The sequence below is a fragment of the Spirosoma sp. 48-14 genome, assembly GCF_001898575.1.
Classification (GTDB): domain Bacteria; phylum Bacteroidota; class Bacteroidia; order Cytophagales; family Spirosomataceae; genus Spirosoma.
This window is the reverse complement of sequence record NZ_MKUD01000086.1, coordinates 249,813-267,469: the sequence shown is the minus strand read 5'-3', so window position 1 is coordinate 267,469 and position 17,657 is coordinate 249,813. Positions and strand designations below refer to the sequence as shown.

Genomic DNA, 17,657 nt, shown 5'->3' with positions numbered 1-17,657 from the left:
ATTAGTGGATCGAGTCTGATGAAGCGGTCTGCATTAGGGAATCAAGCGGAGGGGCAAACCGATGCTCCACAATTTTGTAGGTAAGCTTGGTCCCCCGATCGCTATTCGGTGCGCTCTGAATGGCCGATGAATTGGGTCCGACATTGTTGAAAGACACCTTTTCTGACTTATACAGCCCTCCGTTATCCTTGTAATAGTTCACCTTAACGACAACCGATGAGAACGTGACCTGGCTTGGGTTGCTCAGTTGAAGCTGCACGTTTTTGATGCCGCCGAAAAAGCCAACCCGGTAGTCATTCGCCTTAACAGTCAGCCCATCAGCTGCGGCCTGGGCTTCCTGCCGAAGTTGTTCTCTCCGAACGGCTTCCTCTGCCTCCCGTTGCTGGCGCTCCGTTTCTTCGCTACGGTCAGATACTTCAGTCGAATCCGTGTGGGTAATGGGCGTATCAACGAGCGTTGTGCGTGTACCGGATCTAGGTTTGAGAACGGTAAGGTATAAGCCAACGATGCCTAGAAAAATAGCGATTGCCAAAGCGGCCCATTTCAGACTGCCGGACATCGGATTACGAGAACGAGGATTCTGTATCGGCCTGGCTTCCAGCGGGGCTACGTTTGCTGAGGTATCCTTATTCTTTTCAGGCTCCCTGAGCGTTGCAGACTTTATAGGCTCTGCTGAGGTTCGGACCTGATGGGTACGATTCGCCTGTAACCAGGTTAGTTCAGCCTGTTTGAGTAGCCAGGTCAATTCGTCAGGATCGCTCAGTCGATCAGCGGCTTTCTTTTGCAACAAGCCCCGCAGTAAGTCAGCAAATGGGCTAAGGGTCTGGTCGTTCGACGAAATTGTCAGGGCGGGAGGAGCTTCCGTCAGTACTTTATTCATGAACGTCACAATACCTGTATGATCGTCCAGAGCAAACGGTACGCTTCCATGCAGGCACTCGTACAAAACCACACCCAGGGAATAATAATCCGTTGCCGCCCCCACACTTCGTGGATCGTTGAACTGCTCGGGAGAAGCATATTCGTAGGTCATCAGCGACTGGCCAGTCAGTGTATTCGACTGCTCGTGCAGGCGGGCCACGCCAAAATCCGTCAACAGGAAATGCAGTTCTCCACTTGGCAGCGGACGATACAGAATATTTTCCGGCTTAATATCCCGATGAACGATACCCTGCGGATGAATCGCCTTAAACGCACTGGCCATTTGCAAACCCAACCGGCTAGCCGTCGACGTATCCAGCGAGCCCCGACTGGCAATGAGTTGATCGAGACTTCCCCCTTCAATCAACTCCATGACCAGATAAGGTAACTCCGCTTCCAAACGCACCTCCCGCACCTTTACGATATTAGGATGGGCGATACTGGACATAATAGCCGATTCCCGCTCAAACCGACGGAGCGTTTCAGCATCGGTATTGAGCGCAAAGTGCTTAATTGCTACCAAATCGCCGGTTGCCAGGTGACGCGCTTTCAGGATACGGGCATTGCTGCGTCCTAATTCGCTCAGCACTTCATAACCCGGAAACCGTGTGTCAAATCGAATCGTGGACATTACTGGTGTCGTGTTTTGGTTGAATCAGGCTGATTTTCTACCGACAATGTGATGACGGCCTTGCGGAAATTTTCTTGCCGAATAGCCGCCCGAACAGGCAGTTCAACGTTTTGAAAGGATACATTGGATAACTGTAACCGGGTGCCCTGGGTTACTTCTATCCCCGTTTTAAACCCGCTAATGATAATATTTTCCAACTGAACCTTTCCAGATCGAACAATCTGTAAAGCCAGCAGAGCCTTGGTAGAATCGGCAGGGAGCAGCACTGCTGGTCGATTGCCGCCCAGTATACCTTGTAACGAATCGGTTACCAACAGGGGTTTACTAAGCCGGAACGTATCAGCCGACAAAATCAACCGATGCTCTTTACTTCGATAGGCCATTTGCACCAATGAATCCAGTCGTCCGTCGGGCTTCACCACTACAGATGAATCAGACGGTTGACGATTGGTAGTTAACACCGAATCGGCCGCTGCGGAATCAGACTGGCCGGATGGCTGATTCTGATACCACACAATGGCAGTAATCAGACTGATCACAATCAGGCCAACCAGGACTAAAAAGCCTACAGATCGCTTCCGGCCTGGCTTCGAACTAGCAGACGTTGGCGTATCCGCAACAGCGGCAACTACTACGCCAGGCTGTTTCAACGTCGACGCCTGAGTACCCTTATTGGCATCCTTATTCGCAGCAGGCTCATCAATTCCCCCGTTATTCTTAGCCAGCACGACAGTAATGTTGTCGCTCCCTCCCTGCTGATTGGCTAATCGAACCAATTCGGCTGTTTGTTCATCCAAAGACTGTTTTTGCTCCAGAACAGCTTTAATCTGGGCCTGCGTGACCAGGTCAGTAAGACCATCGCTACAGAGCAGCAACTGATCGCCCGGCAGAAAATCCGTTTCGCCCGACTCCAGAAAGTCAGGATCATCGACCCGGTGCATGGCGGAGCCAACATCCCGTAAAATTTCGTTCCGGCGCGGGTGTTGCATGGCTTCGGCTTCGGTCAGTTCCTGGGCATCTTCCCGAACGCCAACCAGTGAGTGATCGTAAGTAAGTTTTTCGAGAATGCCCTGGCGATACCGATATAGGCGCGTATCGCCCACATGAACAAAATACAATTTACTCGACTGGCTATCCGCTATGGCCGTAGTCAGCACACAACACATATTTGCCAGCCGAAGCTCCTGTTGTCGCTCTCTATAAATCTGATTATTGGCAAAGACGACTGCTTCACGCAACATCGATAAGGGATTGCCGTTAGGAGCAGCCATGTACTGTTCTATCGACTCCCTGGCAATAGCCGCAGCCCGGTCGCCCCCGGCATACCCACCAACCCCATCGATAACCGCCAATAATGCACTGGTTTCTGCCCAGATCGTTGCGCACAGAAAAGCATCCTGATTATCGGTTCGGCGTCGGCCTACATCGGTTCTGCCGGTAAATACGATTGAATTCATTCAGCGGTGCAAGGCTTTTTTATCTGACAGGATTTACAGGATTGTCTTTCTCTCAGGAAATCCTGTAAATCCTGTCAGATATATTATCGAGGTAAATCCTGAAAATGTTTCCAGATCAGCAAACCGACAAACAAAAGCAGGGCGAAAACAATCAGTGCATCGATCATCTTAGGTCGTCCGTTGGAAGTTTAGCGTGACCATACTGTTCAGCAGAATCTGAGCCTTATCGGGCAGGGTGTACCATTGTGGACTAGCGGGTTCGCTGCGGGGAATAAGCTGTTCGTTCACACGGGTTTCATTCCGACTGAACGACGCAATGTGAAAAGTTTGGGTTGCATCGTCGTACCGAATACGGGCGTGGGGGTTCGACACGTAGGCCGATTCGAGAAGCAGATAGTTCGGGAAATGCTGATTTTCGGGTTCTTTCCGAGCGATTACAATCTCCCGGTCACGCATCAGGTACGCATCTTCCTTGTTTAGCTCAGCTATGTAATACGTGATCTCAGCCAGTCCGGAAGCGAGGCTACGTGGTAAGTTTGGTGCATTTCGGGTCGCTGATCCCGGCATAGGGGCTCGTTCGCTGGTGGATGGCGTTGGCTTAAATTTGAACTTCACAACAAAAGCGCCCGGTTCGCGAAAGTCGATATGCTGAAACGTATTCAGGTCCACATCCACTTTTTCGTAGCGATTGGTTTGTTTCACCCGGCGAGTTACGTGCAGCTTATCCGGTGATTGCCGCTGCTGATTACCGGGCAAAATACCCGTAAGCGCTCCTACCACATACACATCCGTAGGTGAGACGGTTTCACCACTGAACTCCCGACCACCTCCAAATTTAAAAAACCAGCTAGAGGCTACGGGCGCTACGCGTTCATACTGCCCTTTCTGCGATTCAATAAGCGCCTTGAAAGCCTTCACCGCTTCATCAACAATAACCGGGAATGCATTTTGTCGTTCTTCGTACGTGTCGGGATGCAGGATGATGAGAAAGTGGGCATTGAACAGCATGCTTGCCCCAACCGACTCCCGACTTATAGAGTCCTGAAACGAATTGACCAGCTCGCCCAGGATTCGTTTATTCGTTACCGTGGCGCTGGCGTTGCTTTGGTTCTGGCTGGAGGGAACGAGAAGATTCCCTAATTTATGAAGCCAGTTGGGCTGATCGGCCATGTGTGAAGGTGTATAGGTGTTTACTACACCCATAAACGCTTATACGCATCATTTTCTTTTGATAACCGTCAAGTTGCTTCAATCAGACGCATCCTCTTTCCCGTCTCACTACCGAATTCAGGCCGGTTGCGAGGGGTCGCGTCTGATCCACCGATAGGCTTTCACCGAGTTTTTCCAGAAGTATTTTTCGGCCACGCGTCGGCCTTTGCTCATAAAATACGTTTGTACCAATCGCAATCCGGCATCGAAAGGCAACCTCTGATCGCTGTTGGGCCAATCGCTGCCATAGAGCAATCGGTCTTCGCCAAAAAGTCCAAACAATTCATCCAGCCGCTCGCGATAATAACTTACTTGCCGAGGAACCGTACCATCTACCCGGCGCAGTACTTCCGAAATTTTCACATACACCTGAGGGCGCTGGCTCAATGCCTGCAAATAAGCTTCGGTGGTTTTCCGGGCTGCGTTTTCTGTAGGAACAATCATTTGGGGCAGATGGTCGATGATGATCCGCAAGGTCGGCACTTGTTCCGTCAACCGAACGATCGCAGCCAGTAAAGCCGGGTTCGGGTTTGCGGTATCCAGCACCAAACCCGCTTGAGCCAACACCTGAAGATCGGCCACAAAGCCAGGGTTTGCCAGTTGGATAGCCAAATCCCGATCCCATAGATTTCCATACCGGATGCCACGAAACAGCGAATTTTGCTGGAACCGTTCGAGCTGTCGGCGAAAATCTGGCTTCCCTGGTTCAAGATTGCCTACCGTTCCAACAATGATTTTATCCTGAGCGGCCCGGTCAAGCACCCACTGGTTGTCGTCAACCCAGGGACTGGCTTCCACCACAATGGCGCCTACTACACCCAGCGGTGTGGCGATCTTCCGATAGCGATCGGGTAGGGCTGGCTGATATAGTGGACCATCTTTGGGCGTCGGCCAGGGCACACCTTCCGGGCGCTTCGTATCGAACAAATGAATGTGGGTATCAATGATAGGGATGGGCGTATCATTTCCCCATACTAAGGAGCTAAGCCCAACGGTTTTGTAAGCCCCGGCCGTTATAGCAAGAAAATCCCTGCGATTCATGTATAGAGCAAAACAGGTTACTTTAACGAAACGGTCTTCCCTGACTTTGCCGACTGTTTTGCGGCTTCCAGTATCTCAACGGCCGTCACATTAACAGGTAGCTCGTATAAGTCGTTTGGCTCTAATTTCAGGCGACCCTGCACCACATCGGCCAGTACCGAGAACGGATCGGTGAAAGGAGCAGGGCGAGGAGCGATTTTCTTGCGTTCTTCAGGCTCCTTAGCCTGGAGCCGCTCCCGAATGGTAGTGGCATCGACAGCAACGGCATACCCCTTTGTGCCATATACTTCCATGTCTTTCCGGGCAAATGTCCAGTTCCAGGAGCCCTGAATGATGCACTGGGCCGACGGGTATTGCAGAACAATGGTAGCCTCGTCGTCGACTCTGGGGTAAATATCAGGCTTATTCTGATGGGTAACGGCGGTTACAGTCAGCGGTTTTTGGCCGTTCATCAGCCAGGTCATCAGATTGGCCCCGTAACAGCCAAAGTCGACCAGAGCACCAGCACCATTTTTAGCCGGGTCGGTCAAAATCGCAAAGAACTCCTTACTAACACCAATTTCTTTAGGCCCCTCATGCCCATCGTTGATCATCACTTTCTTGATTTCCCCCAACTTCCCGGCCTGGTAGAGTTCATGGATATACTGATTGCTGGCATACCAGGAGGTTTCAAAATTGGTTAACACCTTAATACTATTTTTCAGGGCAAGCTGTTGAATTTCCTTCGCATCGGCAAACGTCGTAGCAAGCGGTTTTTCGACCATCACATGCACTTTTCGGGGGGCACAGGCGCGGACAATAGTAATGTGATCGCTGATAGCGCCAAAGGCCGAAACCGCATCCGGCTTGGTTTGATCGAGCATCTGACCCATATCCGTAAAAAACAACTTTCTATCCAACTTGTAGCGGTTGACAAACCGATCGACCAATGCCTGATCCGTTTCGTAAATACCAACAAGTTCTACATCTTTCTTGTCGGGACGGTTAAACACCCAGCCTACATGGCCATGGCTTAGACCCGCAATGGCAAGTCGGAGGGGAGATTGGGCGTTGCTGGTCATGAGCAGCAGACTTAACACCGTGGCTAATACATACTTCATTGGTCGAGGCAAACGGGTTGACTTCTTAAGAAGTTGTTTTCGCGCTACCTCTACTTGACCTGTTTCCCCGACAGCCTCATGGAATCCAGGAAAACATTCGCTATCAAGTCGTGATCGTTATTAACTTACAAAGGCAAAACCAGGTCTGGTACAACAACCAGTATACATAGAGCATGAAACGATTTTTATATTTCTCAATTGCACTGCTGCTGGCAGTTGCCTGTAAGCACAATTCGGATACCAAACGGGTGGTCATAACAGGGATTGACACCACGAAGAAAGCCGGAGATGATTTTTTCATGTACGCCAATGGCATCTGGTATGATACCGCCCGTATACCACCCAGTCAGACGGGTGTTGGGTCGTATTCTTTTCTGAATTACCCGCAACGGATACGATTACAGGGAATTTTGGATAGTCTGGCTGCAAGCCAGCATCCCGTGGGGAGCCTCGAACAACAGGTGGGTGATTTTTATGCATCAGGTATGGACACGGTCGCGATCAACAAACGCGGCTATACACCTATAATACCTCTTCTGACCCGTATCGATGCGATTACGGATGCTGGGTCGTTACTGAAACTGGTGGCCGACGAACAAAAAGTTGGCAATGCGTCGATCATCGGCTTTTCGGTTAGTCCCGACAATAAACAGAGCACGGTCAATATTGCCCAGTTTTACCAAACCGGCATTGGATTACCTGAACGAGACTATTATTTCAAAACTGACTCGTCGACACGCGCTATTCAGCAAGGCTATAAAAACTACCTCACCCGTCTGTTTGAATTAACCGGCGCTGCCCCAACGACCGCCCGGAATAACGCAACGGTGGTCTATGATCTTGAAAAGCAATTAGCAACCGCCCACAGAACCAACATCGAACTTCGGGATGTAAATGCCAATTACAATAAGCTGGCAGTAGCTGCTTTATCTAAAAAACAACCTGTTCTCAACTGGACTGGCTTGTTAACTAACCTGGGTGTAAAAGCCGACTCCGTCAACGTAGGCCAACCTGCTTATTATGAAAAGCTCAACGCTTTGTTAAGCTCCGTTTCGATCCCTACCTGGAAAATCTACCTAAAAGCCCATGCGCTTACCAACTACGCAACATATTTAAGTAAACCCTTTGACGAAGCCACGTTTGTCTACACTAAAATTCTGACTGGGCAAGCGGTTAAGAAAACCCGATCCGAAGAAATGACCCAGGCCGTCGATGGTTCTTTGGGCGATGCACTGGCGCAGATCTACGTAAAGAAGTATTTCCCTGAAGAAGCCAAGCGACGGATGACCGCTTTGGTCGACAATCTCAAAAAAGCCTTTGAAGCCCGCATCAACAAACTGGACTGGATGAGCGATTCGACCAAAGCCCGAGCGAAAGAAAAGCTACACGCCTTTAGCGAAAAAATTGGCTATCCGTCCAAATGGCGCGACTACTCAAAAGTAATTGTAAAACGAGATGCTTACTTCGAAAACCGGTTATCGGCGAATAAACAGGACTATCTTTATAACCTGGCCAAAGTAGGCCAGCAAGTCGACCGGACAGAATGGCTTACAACACCACCCACCGTAACGGCGTATAACAATCCTCCTCTCAATGAAATTGTGTTCCCGGCTGGCATTCTACAATCGCCCTACTTTGATATGAATGCCGATGATGCGCTGAATTATGGGGGCATTGGTATGGTCATTGGTCACGAAATAACCCATTCGTTCGACGATCAGGGTGCTCAATATGATAAAGTCGGTAACGTGACAAACTGGTGGACAAAAGCAGACTATGCCAAATTCAAAGCGAAAACCCAGCAGGTGATTGATCAATATAACCGATTTACCGTGCTGGATTCGGTACCTATAAAAGGCCCGCTAACCGTTGGAGAAAATACGGCGGATCTGGCCGGAGTTGCCATCGCCTATGACGCCTTTAAACTAACCCAGCAAGGCAAAGACACAACGAAACTGGATGGATTTACGCCTGACCAACGGTTTTTTATTTCCATTGCCAGAATATGGCGGGTAAAAACACGAGACGAGTTTCTACGGATGTACGTAAACACCAATCCACATTCACCGGCTAAATGGCGCGTAAATGGGCCACTGATGAATTTCACTCCGTTTTACAAAGCGTTTAATGTGCGAGAAGGCGACAAAATGTACAAACCCGAGCATGAACGGATAACTGTCTGGTGATGGGCCACCAAGTTGCGTATCCTTGCACAGTGATTGGCTAGTATCCTGGCTGGGCATGACGCCCAAAATAGTGGATGTCATGCCCAGCCAGGGCGGCTGCCTTACTTTTTTAAGATTCCTTTCTCAACGCTGTCATTAATAAGCTGCTCAGCGTATTGCCAGATTTGCGTAGACCCCTGTTCAATTACTTTCTTCTTAGCGTACACCTGATTATAACGCACACCAAATTCAGTCCAGGTACCACCCTGATTCGAGGTATTCTGCAACAGAGGCTCAAGTCGGTCCATCGCTCGGGCAAACTTAGCTTCATTGGTCTGCTGCTCTTCAAACTCTTCCCAAATAGTGATCAATTCAGTAGCCTGTTCATCGGGCAGTAAGCCAAAAATCCGTTTAGCAGCCTCCCGCTCCTCAGCCGTATTGTCATGGCTTTTTTGCGTGTCATAGATAAAGGTATCGCCAGCGTCTATTTCGACAAGATCATGAATCAGTAGCATCTTAATAACCTTGAGCAGATCAACCGGAAAATTAGCGTGCTCGACCAAAACGATGGCCATAAGAGCCAGATGCCAACTGTGCTCGGCGTCGTTCTCATTCCGATCACTGTTGAATAGCTTCGTTTTGCGAACGATGTACTTCAGCTTGTCCACTTCCTTTATAAACTCAATCTGCCTCAAGAGATTCGTCGTTTCCATCGGTTTCTGTTTAATGACGAGGCAAAGTTGACCTGTAAGCCGATAAACGCAATTGCCATTTGGCAAGAAATACAATCACGGGATATTTTTTCGGATCCGGCTGAGTGAAGAGGGTGTAATGCCTAAATAAGAAGCCAGCATATTAAGCGGAACCCGATTAGCCAACCCTGGGTAATGGTCAAGAAAATTCAGGTATCGTTTTTGAGCATCCTGCACCAGCATATTGCTGGTTACCTTCAACTTATTTTCCAGGACATATGACGTAATTTTCACGAACATATCGTGCCAGCCGGGAATAAGGGCAGAAAGCTGGATAAAGTCTTCTCTGGAGAACACTAAAAGCTGACAATCTGTAATCGCTTCAATGTACTCGGCGGATGGAATTTCATCCCGAAAGCTACTCACATCGACAACAAATCGGTTCTCATAGACAAAGTACCGGGTGAAACTATCGCCTTGTTTATCATAGTAACAAACCCTAAAAATCCCGTCGGTTACGTAACCAATCTGAGTAGAAATTTTTCCAGCTTCGGCAAAATACGCCCCTTTGGCAATGCGCCAGTGTTTGGCTTTAGCCAGAATTAATTCACGCTGTTGAAAGTTAAGGTATCCAAACTGGAGCAAATAGGCGATGAGCTCTTCCATGAATCAGACAAACCTATTGGCGATATGGCAATACTATGAAGCAGTCGCAAGAAACGAAAAAGCCGTCACAGAATTGATCTGTAACGGCTTGCCTCTTTTAGTAGCGGGAGCTGGACTCGAACCAGCGACCTTTGGGTTATGAGCCTAACGAACTATGGTTTGATCTATTTCAAGAAGTGCTTTTCTGACAAAATTAGGCTGTTTCTTATCTACTATAAGACCATATTGATACACCTCAAACCATAAAATGTTTAAGGTATGTTTAAGGCGATTGCGTTCTTTTTTGTATCTTTACTAATAAACTAAAGACGTATGGCAACCGTGAAATTAGTTCTTTGGAAGAACAAAAAGGATCAAAAAACCGACAATACCTTCCCTATTGCGATCCGGATAACCAAGGATCGAAAAATCCGATATGTCTTTACTGGAAAGTATATACTCGAAAAGGATTGGGATGCCGAAAAATGTAAAGTAAAAAAATCGCATGAGGGATCGACCCGGCTCAATGTCTTTCTTGGCAAGGAGCTCGCCAAGGTCGAAACCATCTCTGATAGAGCCGACCTTCTGGATGAGGATTTGTCGTCTGCACAGATCAAGAAAAAATATACCCGGAAGAATACCAAAGTATCCTTTTTCAAGTTTGCATCCGAAAGGATCAAAAGCAAACATCTAACCGGGACGTTTTCGGTTAGCCAGCCAGAGCTTTCTATCCTGTATAATATTCATGAGTTTATCACCTGGAACCCCGCACTTTCCAGAGAAAAGATCATTGAGGGCATCAATGCCCGACGAAAAGAGCGAATATCTCAGGGGCGAAAAGGAACACTCACCCTACAAGATCACCTAAAATTCTTCGAAAACAACACTAAACTGGCTTTTTCGGAAATCGATGTCAATTTCCTCAACCGCTTCAAAACGTTCTGTGCTGCGTACCTAGCCCACAGCACACGTACCATTGCCAACGAGTTAATATTTATACGAACCCTTTTTAATGCGGCCATACAGGAAAAGTTAGTCGATGAGAAGCACTATCCTTTTGGCGGAGACAATGAAATTATAAGAATTATGTCCGGCAATAAAATTGGATGCACACCAGGCGAAATCGACAATATCGAAGATTTAGTATTGGAGCCGGAGACATCCCTGTGGGATACCAAGAATGTCTGGCTCTTTGCCTTCTATTTCGCTGGCATCCGAGTTTCGGATGTGGTGGAACTGAAGTGGCTGGATTTTTTAGATGGCCGCCTTTACTATAGGATGAACAAAAACGAAAAGCCTGTAAGCCTCAAAGTCCCAGAGAAAGCCCAAAAGATATTAGAACTTTATTTTGGGAAAAGATCGGAAAATCAGGGGTTCGTTTTTCCGTTTCTGAAAGATGCAAACCTCGGCGATCCACGCGATATATTCAGAAAAACTCGGAATGCGACACGGCTGATTGACAAGAATTTAAAGAAAATCGCCGGGATGTGTGGCATCCAAAAAAATCTGTCCGCTCACATCGCGCGGCATTCCTTCGGAAATATAGCAGGGGATAAAATTCATCCATTGATGTTGCAAAAGCTCTATCGCCACTCGGACTTGAAGACAACCCTTAACTATCAGTCCAACTTCATCCACAAAGAGGCAGATGATGCCCTCGATACTGTTTTAAGTTATTAACGATAAGCAACTGTTTTCCGAGCAGTCAAAAGCAGATGAATCACTTATGAGGTAAACCTTGTAAGTGATTTTTATTTGGACAAGAATTTTAGGCCCGTACCAATAAGGGCACCAGTTCAACGAATTTTTCACGCATATTTTTAGCGAGACCGCTTTTTGACCTTGTGCTGTTTGCGCTCTCGGATCGCCCTCTGCTCCTGCATCAGTCGTTGAAGCTCGTTTTCGTCGTTGGCAACTTCGGCTGTCGTTAAGTCTTCATTTTCAAAAAATTGCCGTGCGGTTGTCTGCTGTCGCTGCACGGTTTCTTCCTGTGGTTTATCATTTTGATTAACCAATTCGTACTCGGCCTGCATAAGCTCTTTCAGGATGTCCTGATGCCGTTTACTATCTGGCTTTGCACTCGGTTGGCTTGTGTCTTCTTCGTTAGCTGCAAATTGCTGCGCTACCCTTTGCTGTCTCTGTCGGCTCTTTGTGCTCTGTGACTTCGTAGTTATCTCCTCTTGTGTCTCTGTGTAATCGTCTACTAATTGTGTTGCAGGTTCATCGACTTCGGTTTCCTCGGCTTCGCCCGTCAATTCATCGGCATTCAGAAAATATTCCCCTACCCGTCTCTTTTTCTTTTCAAGGCTATCAGATTGATCTATGATTTCCGCCAACTCCCTCCCTGACTGAATAAAGTTTTCAGCCAAATCTTTCATGCGCTTCTCACTCTGAGTCTCTGCGTTCTCTAAAGTCGTTTCCTGTTTATTATCCCAGAAAGCACCAGCCGTTCGTTTCGCTTTATCTAAATCACGCTGTTGTTCATCCTTATTTGCGTCACTGCTGCCATCCTGCTTTTGCCGCATCAGTTCGATGGCTTCTTTTTCAGGGATTAGCTTTTCATGGCGTAAACGCTGACGCACCTCTTTAATCCGTACACCTTTTAGCTGGCGCACCAGATCGAACGACCGTCCGTTCTCATCCACTACCATGAACGGATGGCGCGGGACTCCCTCGGCTAACAGGTACCCATTGTCGTGAACGGCTTTGACAAACTCTTTCCCCGTTCCAGTTTCATTCCACAGATTGGTTAGTGCTTCTTTAAGTTCAGGCCGATGCTGATTCCGATGGGGTGTTGGCTGCTGTTCAAACACCCGCTCCATTTCTTTACGAGCGCGATCCTGAGCCAACCGGCTAAACTTGTTGGAAATCACTTTACCCGTTTTATGGTCGTAGCGTTCCCAGACCACATGCGCGTGTGTCCGACCCTTTTTGGTGTGGAGGACAATCACGCGCCGTTGCTCCTGTAACCCTAACTCACTACCCAAAATGTCTGCCGCTTTCAGCCAGTTCTTTTCGCTCATCTTCCGGTCTTCGCTATAGGCCGGATTGATCTGGGCGTGATACAGCCCTTTCTGACTTTTGGTCAGTTCGGAGGTTAAGGACATACCTTGCAAGGTCTGGTGCAAATAAGCGTCGGTTGCATTAGAGCGACCGGCAACTTCCACAATCTGGACACGTTCATTGGCTTCACCGGAGAGAAGATAATGCGCTAGCTGTTTGCCATTGCCCCGTATCGCTCCTCGAATGACCATTAGCTGAGGAGTTTGAGAACATGTGCCATGAGGTTATCCAAACCTTGCATGGCCTGATTGATCTCATCCGTATTGATACCAATCAATTGCCCCGTCTCATCACGGCTATTAAGGGCACGGGCAATCTGATTGACGTTGCTGCCGATCTTACCAAGCTCGGCCATGACGTTGAGCATCAATTCACGCTCGGGTGTCGGCTTATGCCGCAAGGGTTGTGTAGCGGCCATCGTCCGTAACCGCATGAAGTCGCTGGGCGTATAGCCGTTCTCGGCTGCCATCTGCCAGATACGCAGTTTCTCAGATGCCGTGACGCGAACGCGAATGGTGAATTCGCGTTTGTCCGCATCGTCCTTTTGGGGTCGTGCCATACGCGGTAGCGGTTACAGGGAGGGTTAAGGGAGGGAGCATCCCCGCCCTTACAAGAACGGTTTGGAAACTACAATTACGGAGTTTTTGTAGCTACAAAGCACGTCTTGCGACACTCACCCATTTCAGTTTCTACAACGTTCGGAATTTGGACGATAGGAAGCAAGGAGACATCTGATTTTTGCCGGTAAGGAGTTTATCTATGTTTCCGGTGCCAAGCAGAAATCAGATGTGTCTGAATGGAAGGGTAACGAGAACAAGTGATTTACTTCAGTTTAGGCTTAGACGGCACTAAGCCTAAATTCTGCCAACGCTTCTCTAAATTTTGCAGCGTTTTTATATGCCAAGTCGTTTTACCACCGGCTGTTTCAACTTTTTTATCATTCAGCAAGTCCACTACTGCTTGATAAGTTGAAATACCATGTTCAGATTTTAAGTCGCTAATCATACCAAACATTTTCGCTGCGTAAGCATTGGCATGTTCATTCCGGGAAATACTACTTGTCGCTCCACCCTTTTTAGCCGTTTCAGAATGCAGTTGGCTAGCAAGAGCGCGAGCTCTTGCTAATAGTACGGCAAAGGCTTCCGACAAATCAGTTCCAAAATCAGGGTCAACCTCGCTCGTAAAACGGAAACCAGGATCTTGTACTCTATCGACAAGGTTAACACCCTGAATGTCAACATTCGTAGCGATTGCTTTTACAATATCACGAACTGACGCCTTAAATGATATGGGTAACTGATTTTGAGATTGTTCAGCAGACAAAGCAGAATCCTTATGTTCATTGTCAATCTGTTTAGGAAGATAACGAAACATTATACAATCGGAAACCCCTTTTTTATCCTGCATTATATTCCGTTCAGAGGAACGCCAGTTATGCTCTATGTGCCTCGCTTCGTAATACCCCATCCGTTTTAAGATCCTTAAAAATTTTGCTCAAAGAAAAATTTGGAATACTGAAAATTAGCCTTAATTTAGAATCGAACAAAGTTCACTTCTAAACCATAAGAGATAATGAAAGCACTTCTTACTTGGGTAATCACGTTCTTCTTTGTTTTCATCGGCTTGTCGGCTTGCGAAAAAAGTGCAATCGATGATCGCATTAGCGATCCTCAAGGAGCACTAAAAATTGCGGCTGCTAATGTAGCAACTGAAACACGAATTGTATCTTATCCATATACCTATGGTTGGGTCTGGAACAAATCGACCACAAGCTCCATTACCGTTGCATGTTATTATAACATGACCACATCGCCTAGTTCAGGATGGGTGCTGGCCACCACTAAGACACTGGCAGCCCGAAAAGATTTCACCTACTGTAAGCAGGGTGTCAAGCAAATCAAACTCGTTATCACGTACGATAAAAATGCGGGTTCGTATGAATTCTTAAGCGGCAAAACGTATAGTTGTAGCTAAACTTGGTTCGTTAGATTCTCTATCAGATACCTTCCCTAAGCACTGCTTAGAAAAAAAAGGGACTAACAATGTTGGTCCCTTTTTTAGTTTCTATCCACACCATTCAATAGTAGCAGCTATAAACTATCAATCTTGAGTTCAACCTTTAAAAGGGTTGACCATCAATATAGCGCTAAAATAATTTCGGAGTGCTGTTTTTAATTCGCTTGTCCGTCCTACAATACCTACTTTAAGACAAGGAAAGCACTGATTTTCAAGGCAAACCGATTTTTCTTTTTTCTGGGCAATTACTTTTCCTGTGCGAAAAACACCCATTCAATGAGGTGGTCCGGTTTAGCGGCACACTGAACTTGCAAGTTTTGTATAATACTCCTGCTCAAACTGTTCAGGGCTTTTGTAGCCCAGTGACGAATGCTTGCGCACCCGATTGTAGTACATTTCAATATACTCGAAGATTTCGGTTCGAGCATCGTCCACACTCAAGAACGTTCCTCCTTCCAATAATTCCGCTTTTAGGCGGCTCCAGAATGACTCCGCAAAGGCATTGTCATAGGGATCGTCGGCTCGGCTCATGCTGGGCCTAATATGCCACAAGTTGATCAACTCATGCAACTCATTCGATACGTATTGACCTCCTCGATCTGAGTGGGTAATTAAGCTGGGTGAAGGCTGGCGAGATTGCAAGGCGTTACGCAGAGGTATAATAACCAAGGCATCTTCCATGTTATCGTCGACGCGCCACCCTACGATTCGCCGGGAGAACAGATCCAGCCAAGCGCCTAAATAGGCCCATTCTCCATTGGTCGAAGGCAAATACGTGATATCACTTACCCAAATCAAATTAGGTTCCTGTGGTAAGGGCTGATCTAATAATAGGTTAGGCCAATAGCCTTTTCCATGAGTGCTATCCGTCGTTCGTGGTACAAACGACTTGGGCTGAATAGGCTGTAAGCCAGCTAGTTTCATAAGTGTTCGCACCTGATGCCGTCCTACTTCATGGCCTTGCTCCTTCAATTCAGCTACAACCCGTCGACTCCCATACCGACGCTTATGATTGGCGAAAACTTGTTCGATCAACTGCTGTTTCTTCCCCTTTTCAACCGTTGGTTTGTAGCTTTCCCCTCGCTGGTAACGATAGTAAGCCGTCCGACTCAGGCCTAACACAGAGCAGAGTATTTCGACCGTAAACGTATCAGTCAGGGCATGAATGAGCTCATAGTATAACGTCAAGTCTGTCGGCTGAAAATGCTCAAGGCTTTTTTTAGGATTTCGCGCTCGGTTTCCAATTGCCGTACTCGATCCTTAAGTTGCTGATTTTCCAGAGCTAACTCATTTTGCTCACAGGTTGCCTTTTTTACCCCTTGGTTCTGATTCTTCCAGCGGTAGATTAGATTTTCTGAAATGCCTAATGCTTTAGAGATATAGGCGACAGTCTGGCCGCTGACCAACATTTTAACGACTTCACTTTTGAAGTCAGCGTCATATTTACACCGAGTTTTGGGCTTTCTGGTTTGCTGCATGGTCTTGCGAAGTTAAGCAAGTCCAGTGTGCCGATAAATTAGACCATCTCACAAATACGGGAAAAATCCCGTTGCGGGGAGTTATTCTTTTTTCGTTTTTGGGCAACGTTTCTACCCTCCTTAACCTACTCTTTGATGAATCCCGCCCAACCCCAAATGGTAGGCGCACCAAAACCAGCCACAAACGGGTTCGGTGTGACCTCTGATGAAATCAATCAGCTTTTCAATATCACCCCCAATCCTTCGCTACAGAACAGAATTATTCTGTTTCTAGTCGGCCTCTTCCTAACACCTATTACTTTGGCAGGAGCCTTATTCGGCTATACGCAAGCCTATCTGCGTTTTATGAAGCCATTGGCGGAATACCCCCTGCTCTATCCCCTGCGGCCCATCGTTAAGTTTGCGATGGTTGTCTGGGCGATATTGGGCTGGTTCGTTCTGTTTGGGCTTCTGTTCGTTCTCTGGTTCGTCGCATCACTAATGGGAATGCAGGGCTATGCGTTTCTTGTTTTCATGAGCTTCAATCTTTTCTTTTCACTCGTCGTATTTTTCATTTTCCGACGTTGGCAGATTGGTGTTAACAACGAGCTGATCGAAGGCAACCGGTTTGGCTCGGCACGCTTTGCCAGACCTGATGAATTAAATCCCTACAGGCAAGGCCCAGGGATTTATATCGGTGGCGGGTTCGTCTTCAAGGACAAAGGCCACATTCTGAGCGTTGCCGGTACACGGGGTGGCAAAGGCACGAATTTGATTATCCCGAATCTGCTCGGCTTGGGTGGTTATACCGGTTCCTGGGTTATCATCGACCCCAAAGGTGAGAATGCCGCGATCACAGCGAGGTATCAGCGGGAGAGTGGTCGACAGGTTGTCATTCTCAATCCGTGGGGATTGCTCGAAGAGCATATTGGTGAAGCGGAATCCTATAACCCACTCGATATTCTAGCCGATACCAGCAGCATTCATTTAGTCGATGATGCGCACATGATCGCGGAAATGCTCGTCCCCGTCGAGCGCGACGATAAGAACCGCTTCTTTACCGATACAGCGCGTTCGGTCGTCACCGGCCTCATCATGCAAATTGCGACAACTCAGGAAGGTGATGATCGAACCCTCACTACGCTCTGGCGGTGGGCACGGTTAGCTGGTGATGATTGGGACGAATTGGTCGCTCGTATGCGGCTTAACAATGATCCGGTGAATGGAGAAATCATCCGCAACGCCGGTAATGAGATCGTC

At 47.7% G+C, this 17,657-nt stretch carries 16 protein-coding genes; 4 read left to right on the top strand and 12 right to left on the bottom strand.

What is annotated here, in order from left to right:
• Position 1: 1 nt before the first annotated feature.
• From BGO59_RS34845 to BGO59_RS34825, 5 genes are all read right to left on the bottom strand, one after another.
• On the bottom strand, positions 2–1,552 hold the full coding sequence (locus tag BGO59_RS34845) for a serine/threonine-protein kinase (protein WP_293692066.1): 1,551 nt from the start codon (positions 1,550–1,552) through the stop codon (positions 2–4).
• Complete coding sequence (locus BGO59_RS34840; protein ID WP_293692064.1) at positions 1,552–3,009, bottom strand: protein phosphatase 2C domain-containing protein; 1,458 nt, start codon at positions 3,007–3,009, stop codon at positions 1,552–1,554. Before BGO59_RS34840 ends, BGO59_RS34845 begins: the two co-directional genes overlap by 1 nt.
• Before the next feature lie 168 nt (positions 3,010–3,177).
• Positions 3,178–4,212 (bottom strand): FHA domain-containing protein, encoded by a 1,035-nt coding sequence (locus tag BGO59_RS34835; protein ID WP_293692062.1) that lies wholly within the window; start codon positions 4,210–4,212, stop codon positions 3,178–3,180.
• Positions 4,213–4,296: 84 nt separating this feature from the next.
• Positions 4,297–5,259, bottom strand: coding sequence for an amidohydrolase (locus BGO59_RS34830; RefSeq protein ID WP_293692060.1), 963 nt, complete (start codon positions 5,257–5,259; stop codon positions 4,297–4,299).
• Between the two features lie 17 nt (positions 5,260–5,276).
• A complete protein-coding gene (locus BGO59_RS34825) occupies positions 5,277–6,359 on the bottom strand; it encodes a Gfo/Idh/MocA family oxidoreductase (protein ID WP_293692058.1) in 1,083 nt (360 codons plus the stop codon).
• Positions 6,360–6,532: 173 nt separating this feature from the next.
• Between BGO59_RS34825 and BGO59_RS34820 the strand changes: the two genes are divergently transcribed.
• Positions 6,533–8,545 (top strand): M13 family metallopeptidase, encoded by a 2,013-nt coding sequence (locus BGO59_RS34820; RefSeq protein ID WP_293692056.1) that lies wholly within the window; start codon positions 6,533–6,535, stop codon positions 8,543–8,545.
• 101 nt (positions 8,546–8,646) lie between these two features.
• On the opposite strand, the gene BGO59_RS34815 is transcribed toward BGO59_RS34820, so the two are convergent.
• Positions 8,647–9,237, bottom strand: a complete 591-nt coding sequence (locus BGO59_RS34815) for an HD family hydrolase (RefSeq protein ID WP_293692054.1) — start codon at positions 9,235–9,237, stop codon at positions 8,647–8,649.
• Positions 9,238–9,312: 75 nt separating this feature from the next.
• On the bottom strand, positions 9,313–9,882 hold the full coding sequence (locus BGO59_RS34810; RefSeq protein WP_293692052.1) for a Crp/Fnr family transcriptional regulator: 570 nt from the start codon (positions 9,880–9,882) through the stop codon (positions 9,313–9,315).
• Positions 9,883–10,194: 312 nt separating this feature from the next.
• Between BGO59_RS34810 and BGO59_RS34805 the strand changes: the two genes are divergently transcribed.
• On the top strand, positions 10,195–11,541 hold the full coding sequence (locus tag BGO59_RS34805; RefSeq protein ID WP_293692050.1) for a site-specific integrase: 1,347 nt from the start codon (positions 10,195–10,197) through the stop codon (positions 11,539–11,541).
• Positions 11,542–11,681: 140 nt separating this feature from the next.
• Here the strand turns inward: BGO59_RS34805 and BGO59_RS34800 are convergent, their stop codons facing one another.
• The 3 genes from BGO59_RS34800 to BGO59_RS34790 all read right to left on the bottom strand — a co-directional run bounded on the left by BGO59_RS34800 (position 11,682) and on the right by BGO59_RS34790 (position 14,331).
• The gene (locus tag BGO59_RS34800) at positions 11,682–13,115 is read right to left on the bottom strand and encodes a relaxase/mobilization nuclease domain-containing protein (protein WP_293692048.1); all 1,434 of its coding nucleotides are present in this window, start codon (positions 13,113–13,115) and stop codon (positions 11,682–11,684) included.
• Positions 13,115–13,483 (bottom strand): plasmid mobilization relaxosome protein MobC, encoded by a 369-nt coding sequence (gene mobC, locus BGO59_RS34795; RefSeq protein WP_293692046.1) that lies wholly within the window; start codon positions 13,481–13,483, stop codon positions 13,115–13,117. The genes BGO59_RS34800 and mobC overlap by 1 nt, the downstream gene beginning before the upstream one ends.
• Before the next feature lie 263 nt (positions 13,484–13,746).
• Positions 13,747–14,331: a hypothetical protein gene (locus BGO59_RS34790; protein ID WP_293692044.1), complete on the bottom strand. Its 585-nt coding sequence runs from the start codon at positions 14,329–14,331 to the stop codon at positions 13,747–13,749.
• A gap of 165 nt (positions 14,332–14,496) precedes the next feature.
• On the opposite strand from BGO59_RS34790, the gene BGO59_RS34785 reads away from it, so the two are divergent.
• Positions 14,497–14,898, top strand: a complete 402-nt coding sequence (locus BGO59_RS34785) for a hypothetical protein (RefSeq protein WP_293692042.1) — start codon at positions 14,497–14,499, stop codon at positions 14,896–14,898.
• A 333-nt stretch (positions 14,899–15,231) separates the two neighbouring features.
• Here the strand turns inward: BGO59_RS34785 and BGO59_RS34780 are convergent, their stop codons facing one another.
• Positions 15,232–16,128, bottom strand: coding sequence for an IS3 family transposase (locus tag BGO59_RS34780; protein ID WP_293692041.1), 897 nt, complete (start codon positions 16,126–16,128; stop codon positions 15,232–15,234).
• A complete protein-coding gene (locus tag BGO59_RS34775; RefSeq protein ID WP_293692039.1) occupies positions 16,125–16,418 on the bottom strand; it encodes a transposase in 294 nt (97 codons plus the stop codon). The genes BGO59_RS34780 and BGO59_RS34775 overlap by 4 nt, the downstream gene beginning before the upstream one ends.
• 135 nt (positions 16,419–16,553) lie before the next feature.
• Here BGO59_RS34775 and BGO59_RS34770 point away from each other — a divergent pair.
• Positions 16,554–17,657 (top strand): type IV secretory system conjugative DNA transfer family protein (locus BGO59_RS34770; protein WP_293692037.1); only part of this gene is annotated, 1,104 nt, incomplete at its 3' end.

Excerpts from the sequence above, each read along its gene's own strand:
- BGO59_RS34845 (WP_293692066.1), bottom strand. The coding sequence starts at position 1,552 with ATGTCCACGATTCGATTTGACACACGGTTTCCGGGTTATGAAGTGCTG.
- BGO59_RS34840 (WP_293692064.1), bottom strand. The coding sequence starts at position 3,009 with ATGAATTCAATCGTATTTACCGGCAGAACCGATGTAGGCCGACGCCGA.
- BGO59_RS34835 (WP_293692062.1), bottom strand. The coding sequence starts at position 4,212 with ATGGGTGTAGTAAACACCTATACACCTTCACACATGGCCGATCAGCCC.
- BGO59_RS34830 (WP_293692060.1), bottom strand. The coding sequence starts at position 5,259 with ATGAATCGCAGGGATTTTCTTGCTATAACGGCCGGGGCTTACAAAACC.
- BGO59_RS34825 (WP_293692058.1), bottom strand. The coding sequence starts at position 6,359 with ATGAAGTATGTATTAGCCACGGTGTTAAGTCTGCTGCTCATGACCAGC.
- BGO59_RS34820 (WP_293692056.1), top strand. The coding sequence starts at position 6,533 with ATGAAACGATTTTTATATTTCTCAATTGCACTGCTGCTGGCAGTTGCC.
- BGO59_RS34815 (WP_293692054.1), bottom strand. The coding sequence starts at position 9,237 with ATGGAAACGACGAATCTCTTGAGGCAGATTGAGTTTATAAAGGAAGTG.
- BGO59_RS34810 (WP_293692052.1), bottom strand. The coding sequence starts at position 9,882 with ATGGAAGAGCTCATCGCCTATTTGCTCCAGTTTGGATACCTTAACTTT.
- BGO59_RS34805 (WP_293692050.1), top strand. The coding sequence starts at position 10,195 with ATGGCAACCGTGAAATTAGTTCTTTGGAAGAACAAAAAGGATCAAAAA.
- BGO59_RS34800 (WP_293692048.1), bottom strand. The coding sequence starts at position 13,115 with ATGGTCATTCGAGGAGCGATACGGGGCAATGGCAAACAGCTAGCGCAT.
- mobC (WP_293692046.1), bottom strand. The coding sequence starts at position 13,483 with ATGGCACGACCCCAAAAGGACGATGCGGACAAACGCGAATTCACCATT.
- BGO59_RS34790 (WP_293692044.1), bottom strand. The coding sequence starts at position 14,331 with ATGCAGGATAAAAAAGGGGTTTCCGATTGTATAATGTTTCGTTATCTT.
- BGO59_RS34785 (WP_293692042.1), top strand. The coding sequence starts at position 14,497 with ATGAAAGCACTTCTTACTTGGGTAATCACGTTCTTCTTTGTTTTCATC.
- BGO59_RS34775 (WP_293692039.1), bottom strand. The coding sequence starts at position 16,418 with ATGCAGCAAACCAGAAAGCCCAAAACTCGGTGTAAATATGACGCTGAC.